This window comes from Rhizobium sp. NZLR1b (genome assembly GCF_019685155.1).
Lineage (GTDB): Bacteria > Pseudomonadota > Alphaproteobacteria > Rhizobiales > Rhizobiaceae > Rhizobium.
Map to the genome: position 1 here is coordinate 130,818 of NZ_JABDWC010000010.1, position 19,461 is coordinate 150,278.

At 62.0% G+C, this 19,461-nt stretch carries 25 protein-coding genes; 18 read left to right on the forward strand and 7 right to left on the reverse strand.

Annotated elements, in window-relative coordinates; translation table 11 throughout:
- Nucleotides 1-90: 90 nt before the first annotated feature.
- Together HJB84_RS16795 and HJB84_RS16800 are read left to right on the forward strand one after the other, a co-directional pair.
- Nucleotides 91-855, forward strand: a complete 765-nt coding sequence (locus HJB84_RS16795) for a sulfite exporter TauE/SafE family protein (protein WP_207581729.1) — start codon at nt 91-93, stop codon at nt 853-855.
- 93 nt (nt 856-948) lie between these two features.
- Complete coding sequence (locus HJB84_RS16800; protein WP_164008189.1) at nt 949-1,209, forward strand: helix-turn-helix transcriptional regulator; 261 nt, start codon at nt 949-951, stop codon at nt 1,207-1,209.
- Nucleotides 1,210-1,414: 205 nt separating this feature from the next.
- Here the strand turns inward: HJB84_RS16800 and HJB84_RS16805 are convergent, their stop codons facing one another.
- A complete protein-coding gene (locus tag HJB84_RS16805; protein ID WP_007631579.1) occupies nt 1,415-1,588 on the reverse strand; it encodes a YdcH family protein in 174 nt (57 codons plus the stop codon).
- A gap of 228 nt (nt 1,589-1,816) precedes the next feature.
- Here HJB84_RS16805 and HJB84_RS16810 point away from each other — a divergent pair, with 228 nt between their 5' ends.
- The 6 genes from HJB84_RS16810 to HJB84_RS16835 all read left to right on the forward strand — a co-directional run bounded on the left by HJB84_RS16810 (nt 1,817) and on the right by HJB84_RS16835 (nt 5,791).
- Nucleotides 1,817-2,020: a YdcH family protein gene (locus tag HJB84_RS16810; RefSeq protein ID WP_164008191.1), complete on the forward strand. Its 204-nt coding sequence runs from the start codon at nt 1,817-1,819 to the stop codon at nt 2,018-2,020.
- A 16-nt stretch (nt 2,021-2,036) separates the two neighbouring features.
- On the forward strand, nt 2,037-2,531 hold the full coding sequence (gene purE, locus HJB84_RS16815; RefSeq protein WP_164008565.1) for a 5-(carboxyamino)imidazole ribonucleotide mutase: 495 nt from the start codon (nt 2,037-2,039) through the stop codon (nt 2,529-2,531).
- A complete protein-coding gene (locus tag HJB84_RS16820) occupies nt 2,528-3,604 on the forward strand; it encodes a 5-(carboxyamino)imidazole ribonucleotide synthase (RefSeq protein WP_221116410.1) in 1,077 nt (358 codons plus the stop codon). Before purE ends, HJB84_RS16820 begins: the two co-directional genes overlap by 4 nt.
- Before the next feature lie 164 nt (nt 3,605-3,768).
- Nucleotides 3,769-3,894 (forward strand): type B 50S ribosomal protein L36, encoded by a 126-nt coding sequence (gene ykgO / locus HJB84_RS16825; RefSeq protein ID WP_003566454.1) that lies wholly within the window; start codon nt 3,769-3,771, stop codon nt 3,892-3,894.
- A gap of 110 nt (nt 3,895-4,004) precedes the next feature.
- A complete protein-coding gene (locus tag HJB84_RS16830) occupies nt 4,005-4,619 on the forward strand; it encodes a hypothetical protein (RefSeq protein WP_207581731.1) in 615 nt (204 codons plus the stop codon).
- Nucleotides 4,620-4,735: 116 nt separating this feature from the next.
- Entirely contained in the window at nt 4,736-5,791 is a 1,056-nt protein-coding gene (locus tag HJB84_RS16835; protein WP_221116411.1) for an alpha/beta fold hydrolase, read from the forward strand.
- Between the two features lie 108 nt (nt 5,792-5,899).
- Here the strand turns inward: HJB84_RS16835 and HJB84_RS16840 are convergent, their stop codons facing one another.
- Nucleotides 5,900-6,616 (reverse strand): SDR family oxidoreductase, encoded by a 717-nt coding sequence (locus tag HJB84_RS16840; protein ID WP_207581733.1) that lies wholly within the window; start codon nt 6,614-6,616, stop codon nt 5,900-5,902.
- A 115-nt stretch (nt 6,617-6,731) separates the two neighbouring features.
- Here HJB84_RS16840 and HJB84_RS16845 point away from each other — a divergent pair, with 115 nt between their 5' ends.
- The 3 genes from HJB84_RS16845 to HJB84_RS16855 all read left to right on the forward strand — a co-directional run bounded on the left by HJB84_RS16845 (nt 6,732) and on the right by HJB84_RS16855 (nt 10,496).
- Nucleotides 6,732-7,586, forward strand: coding sequence for a helix-turn-helix transcriptional regulator (locus HJB84_RS16845; protein WP_207581734.1), 855 nt, complete (start codon nt 6,732-6,734; stop codon nt 7,584-7,586).
- Between the two features lie 73 nt (nt 7,587-7,659).
- Nucleotides 7,660-9,396, forward strand: coding sequence for a gamma-glutamyltransferase (gene ggt / locus HJB84_RS16850; RefSeq protein WP_221116412.1), 1,737 nt, complete (start codon nt 7,660-7,662; stop codon nt 9,394-9,396).
- A 125-nt stretch (nt 9,397-9,521) separates the two neighbouring features.
- A complete protein-coding gene (locus tag HJB84_RS16855; protein ID WP_221116413.1) occupies nt 9,522-10,496 on the forward strand; it encodes a threonine/serine dehydratase in 975 nt (324 codons plus the stop codon).
- Between the two features lie 98 nt (nt 10,497-10,594).
- On the opposite strand, the gene HJB84_RS16860 is transcribed toward HJB84_RS16855, so the two are convergent.
- Complete coding sequence (locus tag HJB84_RS16860) at nt 10,595-11,392, reverse strand: SDR family oxidoreductase (protein WP_207581737.1); 798 nt, start codon at nt 11,390-11,392, stop codon at nt 10,595-10,597.
- Nucleotides 11,393-11,517: 125 nt separating this feature from the next.
- Here HJB84_RS16860 and HJB84_RS16865 point away from each other — a divergent pair, with 125 nt between their 5' ends.
- The gene (locus HJB84_RS16865; protein ID WP_405048983.1) at nt 11,518-12,462 is read left to right on the forward strand and encodes a GlxA family transcriptional regulator; all 945 of its coding nucleotides are present in this window, start codon (nt 11,518-11,520) and stop codon (nt 12,460-12,462) included.
- Between the two features lie 4 nt (nt 12,463-12,466).
- Here the strand turns inward: HJB84_RS16865 and HJB84_RS16870 are convergent, their stop codons facing one another.
- Nucleotides 12,467-13,363, reverse strand: coding sequence for a LysR substrate-binding domain-containing protein (locus HJB84_RS16870; protein WP_207581739.1), 897 nt, complete (start codon nt 13,361-13,363; stop codon nt 12,467-12,469).
- A 117-nt stretch (nt 13,364-13,480) separates the two neighbouring features.
- On the opposite strand from HJB84_RS16870, the gene HJB84_RS16875 reads away from it, so the two are divergent.
- The 3 genes from HJB84_RS16875 to HJB84_RS16885 are packed head-to-tail and all read left to right on the forward strand — an operon-like array spanning nt 13,481 to nt 14,855.
- Nucleotides 13,481-13,900: a tautomerase family protein gene (locus tag HJB84_RS16875; RefSeq protein WP_221116415.1), complete on the forward strand. Its 420-nt coding sequence runs from the start codon at nt 13,481-13,483 to the stop codon at nt 13,898-13,900.
- Nucleotides 13,897-14,301 (forward strand): cupin domain-containing protein, encoded by a 405-nt coding sequence (locus HJB84_RS16880; RefSeq protein WP_221116416.1) that lies wholly within the window; start codon nt 13,897-13,899, stop codon nt 14,299-14,301. The genes HJB84_RS16875 and HJB84_RS16880 overlap by 4 nt, the downstream gene beginning before the upstream one ends.
- On the forward strand, nt 14,298-14,855 hold the full coding sequence (locus tag HJB84_RS16885; protein ID WP_221116419.1) for a DUF4865 family protein: 558 nt from the start codon (nt 14,298-14,300) through the stop codon (nt 14,853-14,855). Before HJB84_RS16880 ends, HJB84_RS16885 begins: the two co-directional genes overlap by 4 nt.
- A gap of 2 nt (nt 14,856-14,857) precedes the next feature.
- Here HJB84_RS16885 and HJB84_RS16890 read toward each other — a convergent pair whose 3' ends face one another.
- The 3 genes from HJB84_RS16890 to HJB84_RS16900 all read right to left on the reverse strand — a co-directional run bounded on the left by HJB84_RS16890 (nt 14,858) and on the right by HJB84_RS16900 (nt 17,540).
- Nucleotides 14,858-15,493, reverse strand: coding sequence for a LysE family translocator (locus HJB84_RS16890; RefSeq protein WP_221116420.1), 636 nt, complete (start codon nt 15,491-15,493; stop codon nt 14,858-14,860).
- 122 nt (nt 15,494-15,615) lie between these two features.
- Nucleotides 15,616-17,055 carry a pyruvate kinase gene (gene pyk, locus HJB84_RS16895; protein WP_207581744.1) on the reverse strand — a complete coding sequence of 480 codons (1,440 nt, stop codon included), beginning with the start codon at nt 17,053-17,055 and terminating at the stop codon, nt 15,616-15,618.
- Nucleotides 17,055-17,540 carry a DUF1036 domain-containing protein gene (locus HJB84_RS16900; protein ID WP_089152718.1) on the reverse strand — a complete coding sequence of 162 codons (486 nt, stop codon included), beginning with the start codon at nt 17,538-17,540 and terminating at the stop codon, nt 17,055-17,057. The genes pyk and HJB84_RS16900 overlap by 1 nt, the downstream gene beginning before the upstream one ends.
- A gap of 201 nt (nt 17,541-17,741) precedes the next feature.
- Between HJB84_RS16900 and HJB84_RS16905 the strand changes: the two genes are divergently transcribed.
- The 3 genes from HJB84_RS16905 to HJB84_RS16915 all read left to right on the forward strand — a co-directional run bounded on the left by HJB84_RS16905 (nt 17,742) and on the right by HJB84_RS16915 (nt 19,234).
- Nucleotides 17,742-18,530, forward strand: a complete 789-nt coding sequence (locus tag HJB84_RS16905; RefSeq protein ID WP_207581745.1) for an N-formylglutamate amidohydrolase — start codon at nt 17,742-17,744, stop codon at nt 18,528-18,530.
- 43 nt (nt 18,531-18,573) lie between these two features.
- Nucleotides 18,574-18,879 (forward strand): DUF1244 domain-containing protein, encoded by a 306-nt coding sequence (locus tag HJB84_RS16910; RefSeq protein ID WP_207581746.1) that lies wholly within the window; start codon nt 18,574-18,576, stop codon nt 18,877-18,879.
- A 91-nt stretch (nt 18,880-18,970) separates the two neighbouring features.
- Nucleotides 18,971-19,234: a DUF2312 domain-containing protein gene (locus tag HJB84_RS16915; RefSeq protein WP_007631616.1), complete on the forward strand. Its 264-nt coding sequence runs from the start codon at nt 18,971-18,973 to the stop codon at nt 19,232-19,234.
- Nucleotides 19,235-19,461: the final 227 nt, after the last annotated feature.

Sequence of the window (19,461 nt, forward strand, 5' to 3'; positions counted from 1 at the left end):
TGCGAATTCCCCTTCGAAAGGAGGGATCCGCACTCGTTTTGTGTGAGTAGTTCCGTTAGACGAGGCTTGCAAGAGGAGGACGTCGAAAGCATGCCGCAGGATTTGTCATTCTACTACGCCGCCGTGCCCGCCGTTCTGCTGGTAGGCCTCGCAAAGGGCGGTATGGGCGACGCTTTGTCGCTGATCGGCCTGCCATTCCTCGCCCTCGTCGTCTCGCCGGTCGAGGCGGCGGCGATCCTGCTGCCGATCCTGGTCTTCATGGACATGATCTCGCTCGTCATCTGGCGCAGACATGGCGACTGGGCGACGCTGAAGATCATGCTGCCGGGGGCAATCTTCGGCATCGCGCTCGGCTGGGCGACTTCGGCGCTCGTTCCGGGCAATATTCTGCGCATCGTCATCGGCGCGGTGACCATTCTCTTCTGCCTGCGCTATTTCTGGAACAATTACGGCCCGGGCGCCGGCAAGATAATCCCGCCGCGCGGCCAGCGACCGGTGGCCGCCGGCCTCTGGGGCACATTTTCTGGTTACGGCAGCTTTGTCGCCCATGCCGGCGGTGCGCCCTTCCAGATCTATGCCCTGCCGCTCAAGCTACAGCCGCGCGAATATACCGGCACAAGCGTGCGCTTCTTCGCGATCCTCAACGCCATCAAGCTGATCCCCTATTTCGCGCTCGGCCAGCTCGACACCCAAAATCTTGCGACCTCCGCGACGCTTCTGCCCTTCGCTCCGCTCGCCACCATTGCCGGCGCCTGGTGCGTGCGCCGTATGAAGCCGGCGATCTTTTATCCGTTCATGTATGCGATGGCCCTGATCGCCGCCTTCCTGATCGTGCGCGAGGGTCTTGGCTGGTAGAGTCGGCAATTCTAAGTGTAACAGCGGCGCTGTAGTACGCTGCAATGCACAATTTCCTTGCTGGACCGGCCGGTTTGCCGTAGCGTTCCCGCCATGTCGAACACGGACCCTTTCTCTGCGATTGCCGATCCGAACCGGCGGTTTCTGCTGGAGGAACTGCGCCGCGCGCCACGGACAGTCAACGAGCTCGCCGAGGGTCTGCCGATCAGCCGCCCGGCCGTGTCGCAACATTTGAAGGCGCTGCTCGAAAGCAATCTCGTCTCAGTGACCTCTGAAGGCACGAAGCGCATTTACACTGTCAATAACCGCGGATTCGACAAGCTTAATTTGTGGCTCGATCAGTTCTGGGCTTGATGCCTGCTCCCGCGAGACTGTGGGACATGATGCTTATGATGCACCGCTGCTCAAAGCCTACGACCCAAAAGCGCCAGCCGCGATGCTGCAGGCATCGGGCTGGCGCAAATCTGGTGTAAAATCACCGGTTCTTGCTGATTTCAGGCGGAATGGATGGATTTACCTTTTCGTTCGCAAGATGGTCGACCGGCGACCCTTGGGAAGATCAGTGGACGGATGACTTGAGACGCATAATCTCGTCCTTGATGCGCAACTTGCGGCGCTTGCATTCGGCAATTTCCGTATCGGAGATAGAGGGAGCTGTTCTGAGCGTATGCAACTCCTCCTCAAGAGCGACATGCTTTTTCTGGAGTGATTCAAGATGAGCTTGAACTGTCATTTGACCCTTCCTTCCTCTTACCCTCCCCGGCCATCATCGTCGGGGATCAAGGTGTCAACGCGGCGGACTGTGACATATTTTTGAATGCTTGTCGAAGGCCAAAAGATGGAGACTGGATGGCAATTTCATGATCAAGACTAACTAGCCGTTACCTGTATTTGGTGATAGGAGCTTGCGGAAATCATCGGCAGATCGGACAAGGTCCGAGGACGATAACGGGGAATGCATATGGCCGATCAGGAACAGGCGGAAATCAGGCTCATTGTGGCGCGTCTGCGCCAGGAGCACGAGGATTTCGACGCCGCGATCAACGCCATGATCCAGATAGGATGCGATGCTCTGCGGGTCCAGCGCATGAAGAAGAAGAAGCTTGTCATCAAGGACAGGCTCTCCAAGCTGGAAGATCAGATCATCCCTGACATCATCGCCTGAGGGGATAGCAGCAATGATGACAGACAGACCGTCCGTCGCCATCATCATGGGCAGCCAGTCCGACTGGGAGACCATGAAAAACGCCGCCGACACACTGGAGGCGCTGGAAATCCCTTATGACGCGCGCATCATTTCGGCGCACCGCACACCCGACCGGCTGTTCAATTTTGCCAAGGGCGCCCGCACGGAGGGCTTCAAGGTCATCATCGCCGGCGCCGGCGGCGCCGCCCACCTGCCGGGCATGGCCGCATCGATGACGCCGCTGCCGGTTTTCGGCGTGCCGGTCCAGTCCAAAACCATGTCGGGCCAGGACAGCCTTCTTTCCATCGTGCAGATGCCGGCCGGCATCCCTGTGGGGACGCTCGCCATCGGCAAGGCCGGCGCGGTCAACGCTGCCCTCCTCGCCGCCGCCGTACTTGCCCTTTCCGACGAAGAAATCGCCGACCGGCTCGACGAGTGGCGCGAGCGCCAAAGTGCTGCAGTCGCCGAATACCCGATGGACGACCTATGACGGCAAGAACGATCGGCATCATCGGCGGCGGCCAGCTCGGCCGCATGCTGGCCATTGCCGCCGCCCGGTTGAATTTTCGCACGGTCATTCTCGAGCCGCAGACGGACTGCCCGGCCGCCCAGCTCGCCAACCGGCAAATTACCGCCGCCTATGACGATCCGGCGGCACTCGCCGAACTCGCCGATGTCTGCGATGTCGTTACCTACGAATTCGAGAACGTGCCCGTTAAAGCCGCCGAAACGCTCTCGGCCAGCGTGGCCGTCTATCCGCCGCCGAAGGCGCTGGAGGCCGCCCAGGACCGCCTCGTCGAAAAGCGTTTTCTCAACGGCTGCGGCATAACCACCGCCCGCTTCCACGCGATCGACAGCCAGACCGATCTCGAAATGGCGCTTGAGGATTTCGGCGGCCAGGGCGTGCTGAAGACCCGCCGTCTCGGTTATGACGGCAAGGGCCAGAAGGTTTTTCGCTCAGTGGCCGACAGCCCGGATGGCGCCTATGCCGCGCTCGGGGCCGTGCCGCTCATCCTGGAAAGCTTCGTCGCCTTCGAGCGCGAGATCTCGATTATCGCTGCGCGCGCCACGGACGGTACGGTCGTCTGCTTCGATCCCGCCGAGAATGTCCATCGCAGCGGCATTCTCCACACCTCGACGGTTCCCGCTACGATCTCGCCGACGACGGCGGACGCCGCGCGCCGATCGGCCGAAAAGATCCTCGCAGCATTGAACTATGTCGGCGTCATCGGCATCGAATTCTTCGTGCTTGCCGATGGCGGCCTGATTGCCAACGAGATGGCGCCGCGTGTCCACAACTCCGGTCACTGGACGGAGACCGCCTGCGTCGTCAGCCAGTTCGAGCAGCATATCCGCGCCGTTGCCGGAATGCCTTTGGGAGACGCTGGACGTCATTCCGACTGCATCATGCAGAACCTGATCGGCGACGATATCCTGGCCGTTCCCAACTGGCTGCAGCGTCCGGATACGCTGGTTCATCTCTACGGCAAGACCGAGTGGCGCCCCGGCCGCAAGATGGGGCATGTCACCACCTTGACGCCGAAATCGCCGGTTTTGGGCTGAGAAAACACCCTTGCGCCTTGGGAAAAACACCGTCATGCGGTTGACACGGAAAAGGTGACGGGGTATCTGCTCCCCCACCTAAACAGCGCGCCCGATGGCGCGCTTTTGATTGTTAAAGATACGGGCGAATGTGAATTCCCCCATAGAGATCGCGGATCAGAAAAATGAAGATCAAGAATTCGCTCAAGTCGCTCAAGGCTCGTCACCGTGACAACCGTCTGGTTCGCCGCAAGGGACGCATCTATATCATCAACAAACTGAATCCGCGCTTCAAGGCTCGTCAGGGCTGATTTCGCGCGCCCGGATCGCCTTGCCGCGCAGTTGCCTCGGCAGATATATCCGGTGGGTCGCTGCGGTGATCACGTCAAATTTGTTTGATCTTCGGCGTTGGCGGGCTAATATGTCCGCCATGCGCTTTTTTGCTTTGACGTCAGCGGCGCTGCCGCTCGCCCTCATCCTCCTCACTTCCGCCTTTCCGGCCGCTGCGGCGGAGAAGAACGTCATCGTCGAGCAGACGGACGTCACCAATTCGCCGAAGCAACACCTCGACCAACTCTTCAGCCAGTTGAAACGCGAGCGCGACCCTGACAAGGCCAACGGCATCGCCAATGAAATCCGCATGGAATGGAACGATTCCGGCAGCGCCACTGTCAATCTGCTGATGCAGTGGGCCGACAAGGCAATCGAGGAAAAGCGCAATCCCGCCGCCCTCGATTTCCTCGACGAGGCGATCGCGCTGAAGCCCGATTATGCTGAAAGCTGGAACCGCCGCGCCACGCTGAACTTCGTCATGGGCAATTATCGCAAATCCATGTCGGATATCGAACACGTGCTCGATCTCGAGCCGCGCCATTTCGGCGCGCTCTCCGGCATGGCGGCAATCCTCAGCAACTCCGGCAACGACCAGCTGACCTTGAAGGCTTGGGAGCGTTTCCTCGATGTCTATCCCGCCGAGCGCACCGCCCAGGAACAGGTCAACACGCTTGCGGAAAAACTCGCCGGCAACCGCACCTGATCTCGGCTCGCCGATCTTGACCTCCAGCCAAGCCGCGCAATTTAGAACTGTAGACGGGAAACGACGCAGCGCGTCCGCTCTCGGCAAAACCGCCGCAACTATCGGCCGTTAAGATCATGTTTGCAGAAGTTTCCGCTCTTCTCGCCCCGCTCGCCGCCGCCATCGGTTTCTCCTCCTACAAGGCGCGGCAATTCGAATATGCCTATCCGAATATCGGCGAACTGACGGATGTCGGCGGCTACCGAATGAACGCCGTCCATATCGAGCGTCCCGAAAATGCGGATCTGCCGGCGCTCGTCTTCATTCACGGCGCCAGCGGCAATCTGCTCGACCAAATCGTTGCCTTCCGCGCCGATCTCGAAGGCCGGGCGGAAATGCTGTTCGTCGATCGTCCCGGCCACGGTTATTCCGAACGCGGCGGTCCTGAAAACGCGGTTCCTTCCGGTCAGGCCGATGCGATCGCCAGGCTGATGGAAAAGCGCGGCATCGAAAGGGCTGTTATCGTCGGCCATTCCTTCGGCGGTGCGATCGTAGCCGCCTTCGGCCTGCGCCATCCCGATAAGACATCAGGCCTGCTCTTCCTCGCACCCGCCACCCACCCTTGGCCCGGCGGCATCGACTGGTATTATCACGTCGCAACCGTGCCGGTCCTCGGCTGGCTCTTCAACCACGCGATCGTCGTGCCCCTCGGGCTGAGCCGGGTGGAACGCGGCACACTGAATATTTTCCGCCCCAATCCACGCCCGGCCGATTACATCGAAAAGACCGGTCCGTCGCTGGTGCTGCGACCCAACGCTTTCCACAGCAACGCGGCCGATTTTAAAAGACTGCTTGCCTATGTGAAGGAACAGTCGCCGCTCTATGCGCGGATCACCGCGCCGACCGTGATCATAACAGGCGACAGCGACGAGATCGTGTGGGAGCACCTGCATTCGCGCGGCCTGGCCCGCGACATAACAGGCTCCGAGCTCATTACCGTTCGCGGTGTCGGCCACAAGCCGGATTATCTCGCAACCGATGTCGCCATTGCCGCCATCGAAAAAATCGCCGGCAAGCCACGCGACCTGCAGGCAATCGCCCGCAGAGCCGAAGAGAGACTTGCCGCCGCATTACGCGATCAAACGCTTGGAACCGTACCCTCGTTGGGGCCTGGCGCCCTGCACGGCGTATGACCTCTCCGGCTCGCGTTTCTCGGCGGCAACGCTGCAGTCCTTTGTTTTTATACATGTCGTTATCCCGGAACCGCTGCACACTTCCGGGCAACATGCATTAAACCTGCATCAGGCGCTGAGACGCACACCGCCGTCGCAGGTGATGACGTGGCCGCTCATGAAGCCGTTTCCGATCAGGAAGGCGATCGCCTCCGCGATGTCCTCGGGCCTGCCGACGCGGCCGACCGGCGTGCGGCTGGCAAAGTCAGCAAACACGCCGCCACGCTGCTCGGGCGGCAGGAAACCCCACCACGGCGTATCGACGACCCCAGGTGAAACGCCGTTGACGCGCAGCGGCTTCAATTCGGCGGCCAGCACCGGCACCATCGCCTCGATGCCGGCATTGACGGCCGCAAGGCCAGCCGTGCCGGGCATCGCGGCTTGCGCGCTGACCGCCGAAACGAAAGTGATGCTGCCGCCCGGCTCAAGCACTGGCAATGCCGCCTGCGCCGCCGCGGCATGCGGAATGAGCTTGCTCTGGAACCCGGCAAGCAGATCCGCCATGTCGAGCGTCGCAAAAGGTCCGGCGCCGTGACCACTGCCCATCGCCAGCACCAGATGACCGAACGCGCCAATTCCGGCGAAGGCCTGCCCGAGTGTGGAAAAATCCGTCGCATCAAGCACGAGGCTGCGCAGATCGCCGTCGAGCGATGCTTTTGCTGCGGCAAGCTTTTCGCCGTCGCGGCCCGCAATGGTGACCGTATATCCCTGTTTCAGAAGTAATTTCGCCGTGGCGAGGCCGATGCCGGAAGAACCGCCGATGACGACGACATGCTGTAAAGACATGATGCTGCTCCTAAATTAATCGAGCCGCAGGCGCTTCGACCACCAGCGACGCCTGCATCATGCGCCGCCTGGAAACGTCAAACAGTTCTGTTTTTATCCTGGTATCGATACTGATATGATCCCTGGCATGGACCAGAGAGCCGACACATTCGAAGCCCGCCGCCGTGAATTCGCGGCCTTCCTGCGCTCTCGTCGCGAGCGGCTGACGCCATTCGAGGTCGGCTTGCCAGAGGGTTTTCGGCGACGCACGCCGGGTTTGAGGCGTGAGGAGCTCGCCATGCTCGCCGGCGTCGGCACTACCTGGTACACATGGCTGGAACAGGGCCGCGACGTCCGCCCCTCCGCACAGGTGCTCAATGCCCTTGCCGATGCGCTGCGTCTCGACGAGGCCGAACGCCAACATCTCTTCACCCTCAATGACCGCCAGGCGTCGCAGACAGTATCCAGCATACCCGAATGCGTCGACGAACCGCTACAGCGCATACTCGCCAACCTCACGCACCAACCGGCCTATGTGCTTGGCCGCCGCTGGGATGTGCTCGCCTGGAACCGCGCCGCCGAAGTACTCTTCGGCGGTTATGACACGCTCGACCGTGACGAGCGCAACATCATGCATCGCCTCTTCGCCGACCCGACGCATTGTCGGCTCCTCGTCGATTGGGAGGCGGTTGCCCGCGTCTCGCTGGCGATGTTTCGCGCCGACAGCGCGCGTTATGCCGGTGATCCGGATTTCGAGCGACTGATCGCCCTGCTGAAACAGGCAAGCTCTGAATTTCGTGACTGGTGGCAGCGCCACGAAGTCGTCAGCCCGCTGTCGGGTATCAAGCGCATCGACCATCCGGTAAAAGGCCGCATGTGCTTCGAGCATACAGCGCTGACGCTGACGAGCCGGCCGGAGATGAAGCTCGTTGTCTATACCCCGCTGGATGATGAGGACACCAACCGGAAACTCGCCGAGCTTCTCGCCTAAAGCCAAACCTTGCATTGCCTCGGGCCGCCGCAGCCCCATATGCTTCCCATCATTGTCCACTAGAGGGGAAGTCATGGGCCGCCTGCATATCGGGACGATCTCCGTCATATCAGCCCTGTCGCTGTGCCTGACTCCGGCGCTCGCCGCCTCGCCTGCCCCTGTCGAAGCCGAGCACGGCATGGTCGTCACTGCCCAGCACCTGGCGACCAATGTCGGCGTCGAGGTGCTGAAGGGCGGCGGCAATGCCGTCGATGCAGCCGTCGCCGTCGGTTATGCGCTGGCGGTCGTCTATCCCTCGGCCGGCAACCTCGGCGGCGGCGGCTTCATGACCATCCGCCTGAAGGACGGCACGAAGACCTTCCTCGATTTTCGCGAACGTGCGCCGCTCGCCGCCACGAAGACCATGTATCTCGATGCCAAGGGCGATATCGTGCCGCGCGCCAGCCTCGACGGTTATCTTGCCGTTGGCGTTCCAGGCTCCGTCATGGGCTTCGAAACCGCCCGCGAGAAATACGGTACAAAGTCGCGCCAGGATTTGATCGCACCGGCACTGCGCTTCGCCACGGAGGGCTTCACGCTGGAACAGGGCGACGCCGCGAGCCTCGCCGGCAGCGCCAAGCGGCTCGCCAAAGACGAGGCGGCGGCGAAGATCTTCCTGAAACCCGACGGCAAACCTTATGCATCGGGCGAAAAGCTCGAGCAGCCCGACCTTGCCGCGGTCCTGGCAGGCATCTCCCAAAAAGGTCCGGACGCCTTCTATAAGGCAGCACCCGCCGAGGCGATCGTCAAGGCAAGCCAGGCCAAGGGCGGCATCCTCGCCAAGGAGGATTTCGAGCAATATGCCGTGCGCGAGTTGAAGCCGGTCGAGTGCAATTATCGCGGCTACGACATCATCTCCTCACCGCCGCCTTCCTCCGGCGGCGTCATCATCTGCGAGATCCTCAACGTTCTCGAAAATTATCCACTTTCCTACCTGGGCTACGGTTCAGCCGACACCGTCCATGTCATGGTCGAGGCCATGCGCTATGCTTATGTCGATCGCAATGCTGCGCTCGGCGACCCCGATTTCGTCGAGAATCGGGTCGAAAAACTCATCGACAAGGCCTATGCCAAGGAAATCGACGCCAAGATCGATCCTTACAAGGCTGGCACTTCCGCCAACCTCAAACCGCTCGGCGGCAAGGAAAGTACCGAGACGACGCATTATTCGATCATCGACGACGAGGGCAATGCCGTTGCCGTCACCTATACGCTGAACGGCTCCTTTGGCGCCGCCGTCGTGGCACCGGGCACCGGCGTCCTGCTCAACAACGAGATGGACGATTTCACCTCCAAGCCCGGCGTGCCGAACCTCTACGGCCTGGTGCAGGGCGAAGCGAATGCCATCGCTCCGAAGAAGACACCGCTCTCCTCGATGAGCCCGACGATCGTCACCAAGGACGGCAAGCCCTTCATGGTGATCGGCAGCCCCGGCGGTTCGCGTATCATCACCATTACGCTGGAGGCGATCCTCAACGTCGTCGATTTCGGCATGGATATCAGCCAGGCGGTGAACGCGCCGCGTATCCACCATCAATGGCAGCCCGACAAGGTCTATCTCGAACCCTATGCGCTGTCGCCCGATACGGAAAAGACCCTCGCCGCCATGGGCTACAGCTTCGATGGCGGCAATGACGCGCCGCTCTGGGGCCAGGCCGCCGGCATCCTCGTCGGCGGCAAAAGCCTCGCCGCCATCGAAAAGGGCGGCGGTGCGCGGTATAATGGGGCCATGGACAGCCGCGCGGCGGAGGGTTCGGCCAACGGCTACTGACGTCGGCAGCTTGCAGCGAGCGGCAAACGCGATGCACCATTTATGTCACGGTGACAAAGTCGCCGTTCACAAGTCGCTTGCCGCACCCTAAGCAAGAGCGAACCCGCAAGCAGGACGATTCCCGAATGGTCAGCATTGAAATGATTGTCGCCGCCCGCGCCCGTCTGCGCGGTCACATCAGGCGTACGCCGCTTCTCTCCTCCCCCTTCCTCAACGAAATCGCCGGCCGGCGCCTGTTCGTGAAGGCGGAATGCCTGCAGCATTCCGGCTCGTTCAAGTTTCGCGGCGGCTGGTCGGCCGTCTCCGGCCTCGATCCGGCCGTGCGCGCCAAGGGCGTCATCGCCTTCTCCTCCGGCAACCATGCCCAGGGCGTCGCGCTTGCCGCAAAGCTGCACAATGTGCCCTCGGTCATCATCATGCCGAGCGATGCGCCGAAGCTGAAGATCGCCAACACCCGCGCCTTCGGCGCCGACGTCGTCCTCTACGACCGTGTCAATGAGGATCGCGACGAGATCGGCGCGAGGCTTTCGGCCGAGCGCGGCCTGACACTGATCAAGCCTTTCGACGAACCGCTGGTAATCGCCGGTCAGGGCACGACCGGTCTGGAGATTTCAGAGCAGGCGGAAGAGGAAGGCGTGACGTCAGCTGAAGTCCTCGTTCCCTGCGGCGGCGGCGGATTGACCTCCGGCATCGCGCTCGCACTCGAAGCCAGCGCCCCCGGCTTTCGCGTCCGCCCCTGCGAGCCCAAGGATTTCGACGACACCACCCGCTCGCTCGCCTCCGGCAGGATCGAACGTAATGCGTCGACAGCAGGCTCGATCTGCGATGCGATCCTCACGCCGCAGCCTGGCAATATCACCTTCCCGATCCTCAAGCGTCTCGCCGGCGCCGGCATCGTCGTCACCGACGATGAGGCGCTGCGCGCCATGGCGCTCGCCTTCGTCAGGCTGAAGATCGTCGTCGAGCCCGGCGGGGCGGTGGCGCTTGCTGCCGCCCTCTTCCATGGCGAGGCGCTGGAAAGCGACACCGTCGTCGCCGTTACCTCAGGCGGCAATGTCGATGCCGATATCTTCGCCATGGCGCTGGGACGCTTCGGCTGAGATACCGTGTCGGCGCAGGCTGTAAACGGCCTCGGATTTCAGGAACGCCCGTGACCCGTCCGCAGCAGCAGCGGCGGACGGTCTTTCATCGGCGACCGTCATGCGATCTTGTAGCGTTCCGCCGGCACGGTGCGAGACAGGTTCGGCATCAACGCCTGACGCGCCTCCTCGTAGGCGGCAAGCAGGCCTGCATCCTCGAGTGACGGGATCGTTGCGAACTCGCCCTGCCCGAGGCCCGAGAGCGACGCATCGACCATGTTTTCTGCAGACATCACGATCTCATTCGGCAGATACTCGACCGGCGTGCCGGCGATGCCCCAGAATTCCGTCGCAGTGGCGCCGGGCAGCACGACCTGAATGCGGATGTTCTTTTCCGCCAGCTCATGCTTCAGCGACTGGCTGAAGGCGAGTACGAAGGCTTTCGTGCCGCCATAGACGCCATTTAGCATCTCTGGGGAGATCGCGACGATGGAAGAAATATTGATGATCGTACCGCCGCCGCGGGCGACGAAACCCGGCACGACGGCATAGGTCAGCCGTGTCAGCGCCGTCACATTGAGCTCGATCATCGCCTGCATCTTGTCGACATCGGAGGAAAGCAGCGGCGCCGTTCCGCCGACGCCGGCGTTGTTGACGAGAAGCGTAATGCTCCGGTCTTCCTTCAGTACGCCTTCGATGCGGGCGAGGCCTGTCTTGTCGCCGAGATCGGCCACGACAGTCTCGACCGTCCGGCCGGTTTCCGCCGTCAACCGGCTTGCCAGCGACTTCAGCCGTTCGCCGTTGCGGGCGACGATGATGAGGTCGTAACCCTGCTTCGCCAGCCTATGGGCGTAGACTGCGCCGATGCCCGAGGATGCACCGGTCACCAGCGCCGTGCCCTTCAGTTCCTGTGTCATGATCCGTCTCCTTGAATACGCCCTGGCCTGATGCCCTGCGCTTGAGGAGAGTCTTACGCCCGATTGCGCATGTCCTGAATGTCATATATACCACCTTTCAGGACATCATTTGGGATCTGATGATCGTGCAACGAATTGGCTTTCTGCTCTATCCCGGCTTCCAGATTATGAGCTTGGCGGCCGTTTCCGCCTTCGAGTTCACCAATATCGAACTTGAGGAAAAGGCTTACGACATCCATTATCTCTCTGAACATGGTGGGTCGATTGCCAACTCGCTTGGCATGGTGATGGAGACGGAGGCCTTTGGCGACCCGGCCCTCGACACGCTGATCGTGGCGGGAGCGCCTGGCGTCAGGCTGCCGAGCGCAGCAGAAGCCGACTTCATCCGCGCCGCCCTGCCCGCTACCCGTCGCTTGGCCTCGATCTGCACCGGCGCCTTCTTTCTTGCCGAAGCCGGCATTCTCGACGGCCGTCGGGCGACGACGCATTGGTATGTCTCGCGCCAACTGCAAAGCCGATATCCAAAAATAAAAATGGAAGAAGACCGGATCTTCATCATCGACGGTTCCGTCTGGACCTCGGCCGGTATGACGGCCGGTCTCGATCTGGCTTTGGCGATGGTTGAGAAGGATCACGGTTTCGAGGTGGCCCGTGCCATTTCCCGCAAGCTCGTCGTCTATCATCGCCGGGCCGGCGGCCAGTCGCAATTTTCCGCCCTTCTGGAACTGGAGCCCAAATCGGACCGCATCCAGAAGGCACTCGCCTACGCCCGCAGCAATCTGAAATCGGCGCTGCCAGTTGAGGAACTGGCGGAAGCGGCCCACCTTAGCCTCCGCCAGTTTAGCCGCGCCTTTCGCGCCGAGACCGGACAATCACCGGCCAAGGCAGTTGAGAACCTGCGGTTGGAAGCCGCCCGCCTGATGATGGAGCAGGGCCGCCACCCGATCGACGTCGTTGCCCGCGAAACCGGCTTTGGGGATCACGAGCGCATGCGCCGTGCCTTCCTGCGCGCTTTCGGCCAGCCGCCGCAGGCAATTCGGCGCACCGCCCTACAGCAACGGCAGATGTGATGTGTCAGGCCGCCGTCCCGCGCAGGGCGCCATGCACCGATTGCAGCACGAGTTCGGCAAGCCGGGCCGCAGCCGGTTGCGGTTCGGCTTCGGCCCGATGCAGGACCAAACCGAGCTTTGGCAAATCAGGCAGGCCAATCGTCTCCGGCGCCAGCGGTCGGACCTTTGCCGGCAGGCCGATCGGTGTACGGATGGTGATGCCGAGGCCCGCCGCCGCCGCTGCCCAGAGACCGCCGAGGCTGGGGCTGACAAAGGCGAGACGCCAGGAAATGCCCGCCTCGTCAAGTGCCCGGGTCGCAGCACTTCGCAATAGGCATGGCGCCTCCAGCGAAGCGAGCGGCATCGGCTCACCGCTTGCCGCATGCCAGCCCGGGGCTCCCTCGACAGGTCCAATCCAACGCATCGGCACCTCGCCAATCTGCTCGCAATGCGAAGTCCGTGTGCCATCGCTCCAGGCAAGCGCCAGATCGAGCTTGCCTGAGGTGACGCGCTCGAGCAGTTCGGCATTGCGCACCACCCGCGCTTCGATGCGGACCTTCGGATGGGCACGCGCGAAGCGGCCGAGCACCTCCGGCAGCAGGTTTTCGCCAAAATCCTCCTGCAGGCCGAGCCGCACCCAGCCCTCCAGCTCGACGCTGTGCACGGCCGCAGCCGCCTCGTCGTTGAGTTCCAGCAGCCGCCTGGCATAACCGAGCATCGTCTCGCCGGCGTCGGTCAGCGCCAGGCCGCGCCCCACCTTGCGGAAGATCGGCGTGCCGGCCTGCTCCTCCAGCTTCTTCAGCTGCGCGCTGACCGCCGAGGTGGAACGCCCGAGCCTTTCGGCCGCCTTGGCGAAATTGCCGAGCTCCATACCGGTCGAAAAGGTACGGAGCACATCGAGATCGAAAATTGTCCGCCGCATTCTATAATCCCATTTTTCAGGATCATCGATCCATAACTTTCTGATTTTCAGCATCATTGTGCTGTGCGATGGTTCTGCTGTCAAGGCCGACGAACGGCCTGAACCATGGAGATCCAGATGCCCTTCGTTCGAATTTCGCTTCGCAAAGGCAAGTCGTCGGACTATCTCGCCGCACTGGCCGACAACATCCAGCGTGCCTTGGTCGAGACCTTCGACGTGCCCGAAAACGACCGCTTCCAGGCCATCCATCAGCATGATTATAACGAGCTGATCTTCGACCGCAGCTACCTCGCCGGTCCCCGCTCCGACGATTTCGTCTACATCTCGATCACGATCGGCAGGCCCCGGACAGCCGAGATGAAGGCTGCGCTCTATCGGCGGCTCGGCGAACTTCTGGCGCAATCGCCGGGCCTCCGGCCCGAGGATGTGATGATCGTCATCAGCACCAGCGCACCGGATGATTGGTCTTTCGGCAACGGCATCGCCCAGATGACCGATCCCGACTGGCGGCTGCGGACGGTCGGAGGCCGGCAATGACCACGTTGAACCCGAAGACGATGACCATCAGGCGCCCCGGCAGGGCGGTGCGCTCGCCGGAAGGCGTTGCAACGGCGCCTTTCTGGGTCGAAATGTTGCTCGAAGGCGGGGCCGACGGTGAGAACACCGCAATGCGCGCGACACTCGATCCCGGCACTATCACACGCTGGCATACGCACCCCAGGGGCCAGTTGCTCTACGTGCTTTCGGGTCATGGGCTGGCACAGAGCAAGGGTGGTCCCGTCGAGAAACTGCGCGCCGGCGACGCCGTCTGGTTTGCCCCCGGCGAGCGCCACTGGCATGGCGCAGCCGATGACAGCCCTTTCAGCTATATCAGCATCCAGCCGGCCGAAAACGGAAGCATCGTCGAATGGCTGCAGCCGGTGGAGGCCCGGTCATGATCGCCATGCAGTACAGCTTTACCCTGCCCGCCGATTACGACATGTCGGTCATCGACCGCCGCATCCGCGACAAAGGTCCGCTGCTCGACGGCTTTCCCAATCTCGGCTTCAAGGCCTATCTCAGTGCCCTTAAGGGCGAATTCGGCAGCCGCGACAATCTCTATGCGCCCTTCTATCTCTGGCAAGAGCCGGAAGGGGCAAGCGACTTCCTCTGCGGCCCGGCTTTCCAAACGCTCACCGGCGCCTTCGGCTGGCCGCAGGTGAGGACCTGGATCGTCTGGCAGGCAGAAATCTCGCCGGACGTCGCCGCGGCCAGATTTGCCACGCGCGATGTACTGCGTATCGAGCCCTACGCGCCGCTCACCGAAATCCGCCGTGCCGACAGCGCGGAGGCTGCGGCCGACGTCGCGACCGGCGGCGCACTCGCCTCGGCCTCCGGCTTCGAGCCGACGACATGGACGCGGGTGCGCTTCAGGCTGTGGCGAGAAATTCCTGAAATTGACGCGCACACGCAGGCCTATCGCGTCGGCCATCTATCCCTGGCTCGACCCTGAGCTCAAGCAATTGCCCGGCGATAAAAGGCGAGCGAGCCGGCAAGCGCCAACAGCGCGCCGCCGCAAGCCCGTTCCAACCATAGGGCGCCCGAGGTTTTCAGGAAACGCACCGCCCGCGAGCCGAAAAAGGCGTAGCCGAACATGATGAGAAAATCGAGTGCGGCAAAGGTGAGCGCGAGCAGCGCATACTGCGTTGCCTGTGGCAGGGTGGGATCAATGAACTGCGGCAGGAAGGCCGAGAAGAACAAATAGCCCTTCGGATTGGTCGCCGCGACCATGAAGCTCTTCAGTCCGATCGAGAAGGGAGATATCGCCCTCGAAGACGCCCCGGATTTCAGCGCCGCATCGATCGTGCCCTTCGAGCGCAGCAGCATAATGCCGAGAAAGGCGAGATAGGCAGCACCCGCCCATTTCAGCATTGAAAACCAGAATTCCGATGCCGCCAGCAAGGCGCCGAGGCCGATCGCGACGGCGCCGATCAACACGAAATCGGAAAGCACCGCGCCGATCATGCCGGCAATCGCCCGGCGCAGGCCATGCCTCGAACCATTGGTCAGCGCCAGCAGCACCGTCGGCCCCGGTGTGGCGATACCGACAAAAGAAACGGCTGCAAAAGCCAGAAGCGTGACGATATCCATGATGATCCCTCCCAATCCAGGGATCGAAACTTGCACGCACAGCAGCGCTTAGCAATGCTGTCCTGTCAAAGAAAAAGCCCGCCGCCTCTTGAGGCAGCGGGCTTTCAAACGGACCGATCGGATCAGATGCCGCTTTGGCCGTCGGAGCCGATATAGGCAATGCGGATCATATTGGTGGCGCCGGGCGTGCCGAGCGGCACGCCGGCCGAGATGATGATGCGGTCGCCCGGCTTGCCGAAGCCTTCGTCGGCGACGATGCGGCAGGCGCGGTTGACCATGTCGTCGAGATCGGTCGCGTCATGGGTGACGACGCAATGCAGGCCCCAGACGACGGCAAGGCGGCGTGCCGTCTTGATGATCGGCGACAGCGCCAGGATCGGCACCTGCGGCCGCTCGCGCGAGGCGCGAAGGCCCGTCGTGCCCGACGAGGTGTAACAGACAATCGCCGACAGCTTCAGCGTCTCGGCGATCTGACGGGCAGCAAGCGAGATCGCATCGGCGCCGGTCGCTTCGGGCTGGGCACGCTGGGCGTAGATGATGCCGGGATAATGCGGCTCGCGCTCGATGGCGGTGGCAATCGACGCCATGGTCGAGACGGCCTCGACCGGATAATCGCCGGAAGCGGATTCGGCCGAGAGCATGACGGCATCCGCACCTTCGAAGACGGCGGTTGCGACGTCGGAAACTTCGGCGCGCGTCGGCACCGGCGAGGAGATCATCGATTCCAGCATCTGCGTGGCGACGACCACCGGCTTACCCGAACGGCGGCAGGCGCGGATCAGCTGCTTCTGGATACCGGGAACCGATTCGAGCGGCATTTCGACCCCGAGATCGCCGCGGGCGACCATCAACGCGTCGGAAAGCTCGATGATTTCCTCGATACGCTCGAGCGCCTGCGGCTTTTCGATCTTTGACATCAGGCCGACACGGCCACGGGCGATCTTGCGCACTTCGGCAAGGTCATCGGGACGCTGGACGAAGGACAGCGCCACCCAATCGACATCGTCGGTGGCGAGCACGGCGTCGAGGTCGGCGCGGTCCTTGTCTGTCAGTGCGCCGACGCCGAGCAGCGTGTCGGGAAGGCTGACGCCCTTGCGGTCGGAGATGCGCGTGCCCGAAATAACAGTGGTGACGATGCTCTTGCCGTCGCATTTTTCGGCGCGGAGCGCGAGCTTGCCGTCATCGATCAACAGGCGGTGGCCGGGCTGCACCGATTCCAGGATCTCGGGATGCGGCAGAAAGACGCGGTTCTGATCACCGAGCGCTTCGTTGTTGTCGAGCGTGAAGGTTTGGCCGGGCTTCAGGTCGACCTTGCTGTCGACGAACTTGCCGACACGCAGTTTCGGTCCCTGCAGGTCAGCGAGAATGCCGATCGGCCGGCCGCAGCGCGCTTCAACCGAGCGGATGCGCTGGATCAGCGTACGCATCAGGTCGTGGCTTGCATGGCTCATGTTGATGCGGAAGACATCGGCACCGGCCTGGTGCAGCTTCTCGATCATCGATTCCTCGGCGGAGGCAGGCCCGAGGGTGGCGAGGATTTTAATTTTGCGATTACGCTTCATCAATTCTGGCTTTCTTGCGTCCCTGGGGTGTCGGAGAGTTGGACCATCCAGCTACCCTGGCGGCCCGTATCATATTCCTTGAATCCCATCTTCTGGTAACCGCGGGCATAACAATCCTGCACACCCGTAATCTTGAACTCGTTTTCCGCCACGCACATCTGCACGTCGCCCGTCCATCGTCCTCCCCGGGCGGCGTCCTCTGCGTAGAGGTAATAATAACGCGACTGCAATTCTCCCTCGATCAACGTGGCGCAGGTCGTTGCCGGCACCTGCCACCAGCCCTCGGTCATCCAGCCATCCTTGGCCCGGTAGCCGATCGCGACGCCGACGAGATTTTGCGTTCCGTTGCAGACGCGAAAATCGGCGCGTGCGGCATCTGCGATGAAAAACGGCATGATGGCTGCAAGAGCGAACAGAGCGAGACGGACCAGCGGTCCGGACCGCGTGAGGAAACTTGGCGCGGCTTGGATCAACACGGCTCCCAAATAGCTCCACGGTTATTCGTATCGGTGTCTTCTTGCGCCGCCGTCAAGCGAAAGTCAACGCAATGCTAATCGATTATATTTCCTTTCACAAACCACCCGTCGAGGGTCCGGCTCAACCGCTGTCCGCCTGCGGCGCTTGAACGTGGCGCAGACGCATGCGATCACTGCCACCGACTGCGCAATGACAAACGGCAATTCCTGATGGACGACTTCCAATCCTTCGAAATCCTACCCGGCAAACATGACAAAGGCATGGTGATCCTCGCAGATCACGCGATGAACCGCCTTCCGGCGCGATATGGCCGGCTCGGCCTGCCCGACGCCGCCTTCGGCCGCCACATCGCCTATGACATCGGCATTGAGGGGCTGACGCGGCAGCTTTCGGCGAGGCTCGGCGTGCCCGCGGTACTCGGCGGCTTTTCGCGCCTGCTGATCGACCCGAACCGCGGCGAAGACGATCCCACCTTGATCATGAAGATCTCCGACGGCGCCGTCATAACAGGCAATCATCCGATCACGCCGCAGGAGTGGAATGCCCGCATCGAAACCTTTCATCGCCCCTATCACGGCGCCGTGGCCGCAACGATCGACAAGGTGGCGAATGCCACCGGCAGGGCGCCGCTGGTGCTGTCGCTGCACTCCTTCACCCCGGCCTGGAAGGGCATTCCCCGCCCCTGGCACGCCGCCGTGCTTTGGGATAGCGACCACCGCGCCGTCGGCCCGCTGCTCCAGAGGTTGCGCGCCGATCCCGATCTTGTCGTCGGCGATAACGAACCCTATGACGGCGCGCTGAAGGGCGATACCATGTACCAGCATTGCATGATCACCGGCATTCCGCACGCGCTGCTCGAGGTGCGCCAGGACCTGATCGCAGACGAGGCCGGAATATCGGCATGGGCCGAACGCCTGGCGCCGATCTTTGCGGCGATGAATGCCGATCCGGCCCTGCACGAATACGACGTCCACCTGTCGCGCACAGGTCCCTATTGAGTGAAAGGCCCCCGAAGGCCCCTGGTGAAGAAAGGAAAGCGAGATGACCGCGCTCAGCAAAACACAGCAGACCGAATTCGAGGCCGCAGCCTTCCGCCGCCTCCTCGCACATCTTCGCGAGCGCAACGACGTTCAGAACATCGACCTGATGAACCTGGCCGGCTTTTGCCGCAACTGCCTGTCGAACTGGTATCGCGAAGCCGCCGAGGCTGAGGGTGTCCCAATTACCCGGGACGAATCGCGCGAGATGGTCTATGGCATGCCGTATGAAGACTGGAAGAATCTTCACCAGAACGAGGCCTCGCCTGTGCAAAAGGCTGCTTTTGAACTGAACAACCCACACAAATAGCTTGGCTTGCCGACAACAGGCTTGACCGTGACGCCGCTTCGCGGCAGTCACGTGCATCCAAATTGATCACCCGAAAAATCAGGAGAACACGATGTCTGATGCTCATGGCGTCGCCCGCGATCAGCTTCGCGCTTTCATCGAGCGCATTGAACGGCTGGAAGAAGAAAAGAAGACCATCGCCGACGATATCAAGGACGTCTATGGCGAAGCCAAGGGAACCGGCTTCGATACCAAGATCCTGAAGAAGGTCGTGGCGCTGCGCAAGAAGGACGAGCAGGAGCGCATGGAGGAGGAAGCCATCCTCGACACCTACCTGCTCGCGCTCGGTATGATCGAGTCGCCGCCGGAAGGCTGATCCGCCGCGCATCGCGGATGCCGACAAGCCGCCGGGCCTTCCGGCGGCTTTTCTTTTGCCCAATGCAGGTCGCCCGGAAGTGTGCAGCGGTTCCGGGATAACGACATGCATAAAACAAAGGACTAAAGCGCGTCGCATGAATCAAGCTTGATGCGACGCGCTTTAGAACAGGATGTCATAAGAAAACCGCTCACACTTTCGGCATCACGCCCTGAAACACACTTGGC

What these genes read in the sequence shown, in the direction of transcription:
- HJB84_RS16910 (WP_207581746.1), top strand. Translation starts at nt 18,574, where the DNA reads ATGACCGCGCTCAGCAAAACACAGCAGACCGAATTCGAGGCCGCAGCC.
- HJB84_RS16845 (WP_207581734.1), top strand. Translation starts at nt 6,732, where the DNA reads ATGATCCCTGGCATGGACCAGAGAGCCGACACATTCGAAGCCCGCCGC.
- HJB84_RS16800 (WP_164008189.1), top strand. Translation starts at nt 949, where the DNA reads ATGTCGAACACGGACCCTTTCTCTGCGATTGCCGATCCGAACCGGCGG.
- HJB84_RS16835 (WP_221116411.1), top strand. Translation starts at nt 4,736, where the DNA reads ATGTTTGCAGAAGTTTCCGCTCTTCTCGCCCCGCTCGCCGCCGCCATC.
- HJB84_RS16875 (WP_221116415.1), top strand. Translation starts at nt 13,481, where the DNA reads ATGCCCTTCGTTCGAATTTCGCTTCGCAAAGGCAAGTCGTCGGACTAT.
- HJB84_RS16830 (WP_207581731.1), top strand. Translation starts at nt 4,005, where the DNA reads ATGTCCGCCATGCGCTTTTTTGCTTTGACGTCAGCGGCGCTGCCGCTC.
- purE (WP_164008565.1), top strand. Translation starts at nt 2,037, where the DNA reads ATGACAGACAGACCGTCCGTCGCCATCATCATGGGCAGCCAGTCCGAC.
- HJB84_RS16795 (WP_207581729.1), top strand. Translation starts at nt 91, where the DNA reads ATGCCGCAGGATTTGTCATTCTACTACGCCGCCGTGCCCGCCGTTCTG.
- pyk (WP_207581744.1), bottom strand. Translation starts at nt 17,055, where the DNA reads ATGAAGCGTAATCGCAAAATTAAAATCCTCGCCACCCTCGGGCCTGCC.
- HJB84_RS16810 (WP_164008191.1), top strand. Translation starts at nt 1,817, where the DNA reads ATGGCCGATCAGGAACAGGCGGAAATCAGGCTCATTGTGGCGCGTCTG.
- HJB84_RS16855 (WP_221116413.1), top strand. Translation starts at nt 9,522, where the DNA reads ATGGTCAGCATTGAAATGATTGTCGCCGCCCGCGCCCGTCTGCGCGGT.
- HJB84_RS16860 (WP_207581737.1), bottom strand. Translation starts at nt 11,392, where the DNA reads ATGACACAGGAACTGAAGGGCACGGCGCTGGTGACCGGTGCATCCTCG.
- ggt (WP_221116412.1), top strand. Translation starts at nt 7,660, where the DNA reads ATGGGCCGCCTGCATATCGGGACGATCTCCGTCATATCAGCCCTGTCG.
- HJB84_RS16870 (WP_207581739.1), bottom strand. Translation starts at nt 13,363, where the DNA reads ATGCGGCGGACAATTTTCGATCTCGATGTGCTCCGTACCTTTTCGACC.
- HJB84_RS16840 (WP_207581733.1), bottom strand. Translation starts at nt 6,616, where the DNA reads ATGTCTTTACAGCATGTCGTCGTCATCGGCGGTTCTTCCGGCATCGGC.
- HJB84_RS16885 (WP_221116419.1), top strand. Translation starts at nt 14,298, where the DNA reads ATGATCGCCATGCAGTACAGCTTTACCCTGCCCGCCGATTACGACATG.
- HJB84_RS16805 (WP_007631579.1), bottom strand. Translation starts at nt 1,588, where the DNA reads ATGACAGTTCAAGCTCATCTTGAATCACTCCAGAAAAAGCATGTCGCT.
- HJB84_RS16915 (WP_007631616.1), top strand. Translation starts at nt 18,971, where the DNA reads ATGTCTGATGCTCATGGCGTCGCCCGCGATCAGCTTCGCGCTTTCATC.
- HJB84_RS16890 (WP_221116420.1), bottom strand. Translation starts at nt 15,493, where the DNA reads ATGGATATCGTCACGCTTCTGGCTTTTGCAGCCGTTTCTTTTGTCGGT.
- HJB84_RS16820 (WP_221116410.1), top strand. Translation starts at nt 2,528, where the DNA reads ATGACGGCAAGAACGATCGGCATCATCGGCGGCGGCCAGCTCGGCCGC.
- HJB84_RS16905 (WP_207581745.1), top strand. Translation starts at nt 17,742, where the DNA reads ATGGACGACTTCCAATCCTTCGAAATCCTACCCGGCAAACATGACAAA.
- ykgO (WP_003566454.1), top strand. Translation starts at nt 3,769, where the DNA reads ATGAAGATCAAGAATTCGCTCAAGTCGCTCAAGGCTCGTCACCGTGAC.
- HJB84_RS16880 (WP_221116416.1), top strand. Translation starts at nt 13,897, where the DNA reads ATGACCACGTTGAACCCGAAGACGATGACCATCAGGCGCCCCGGCAGG.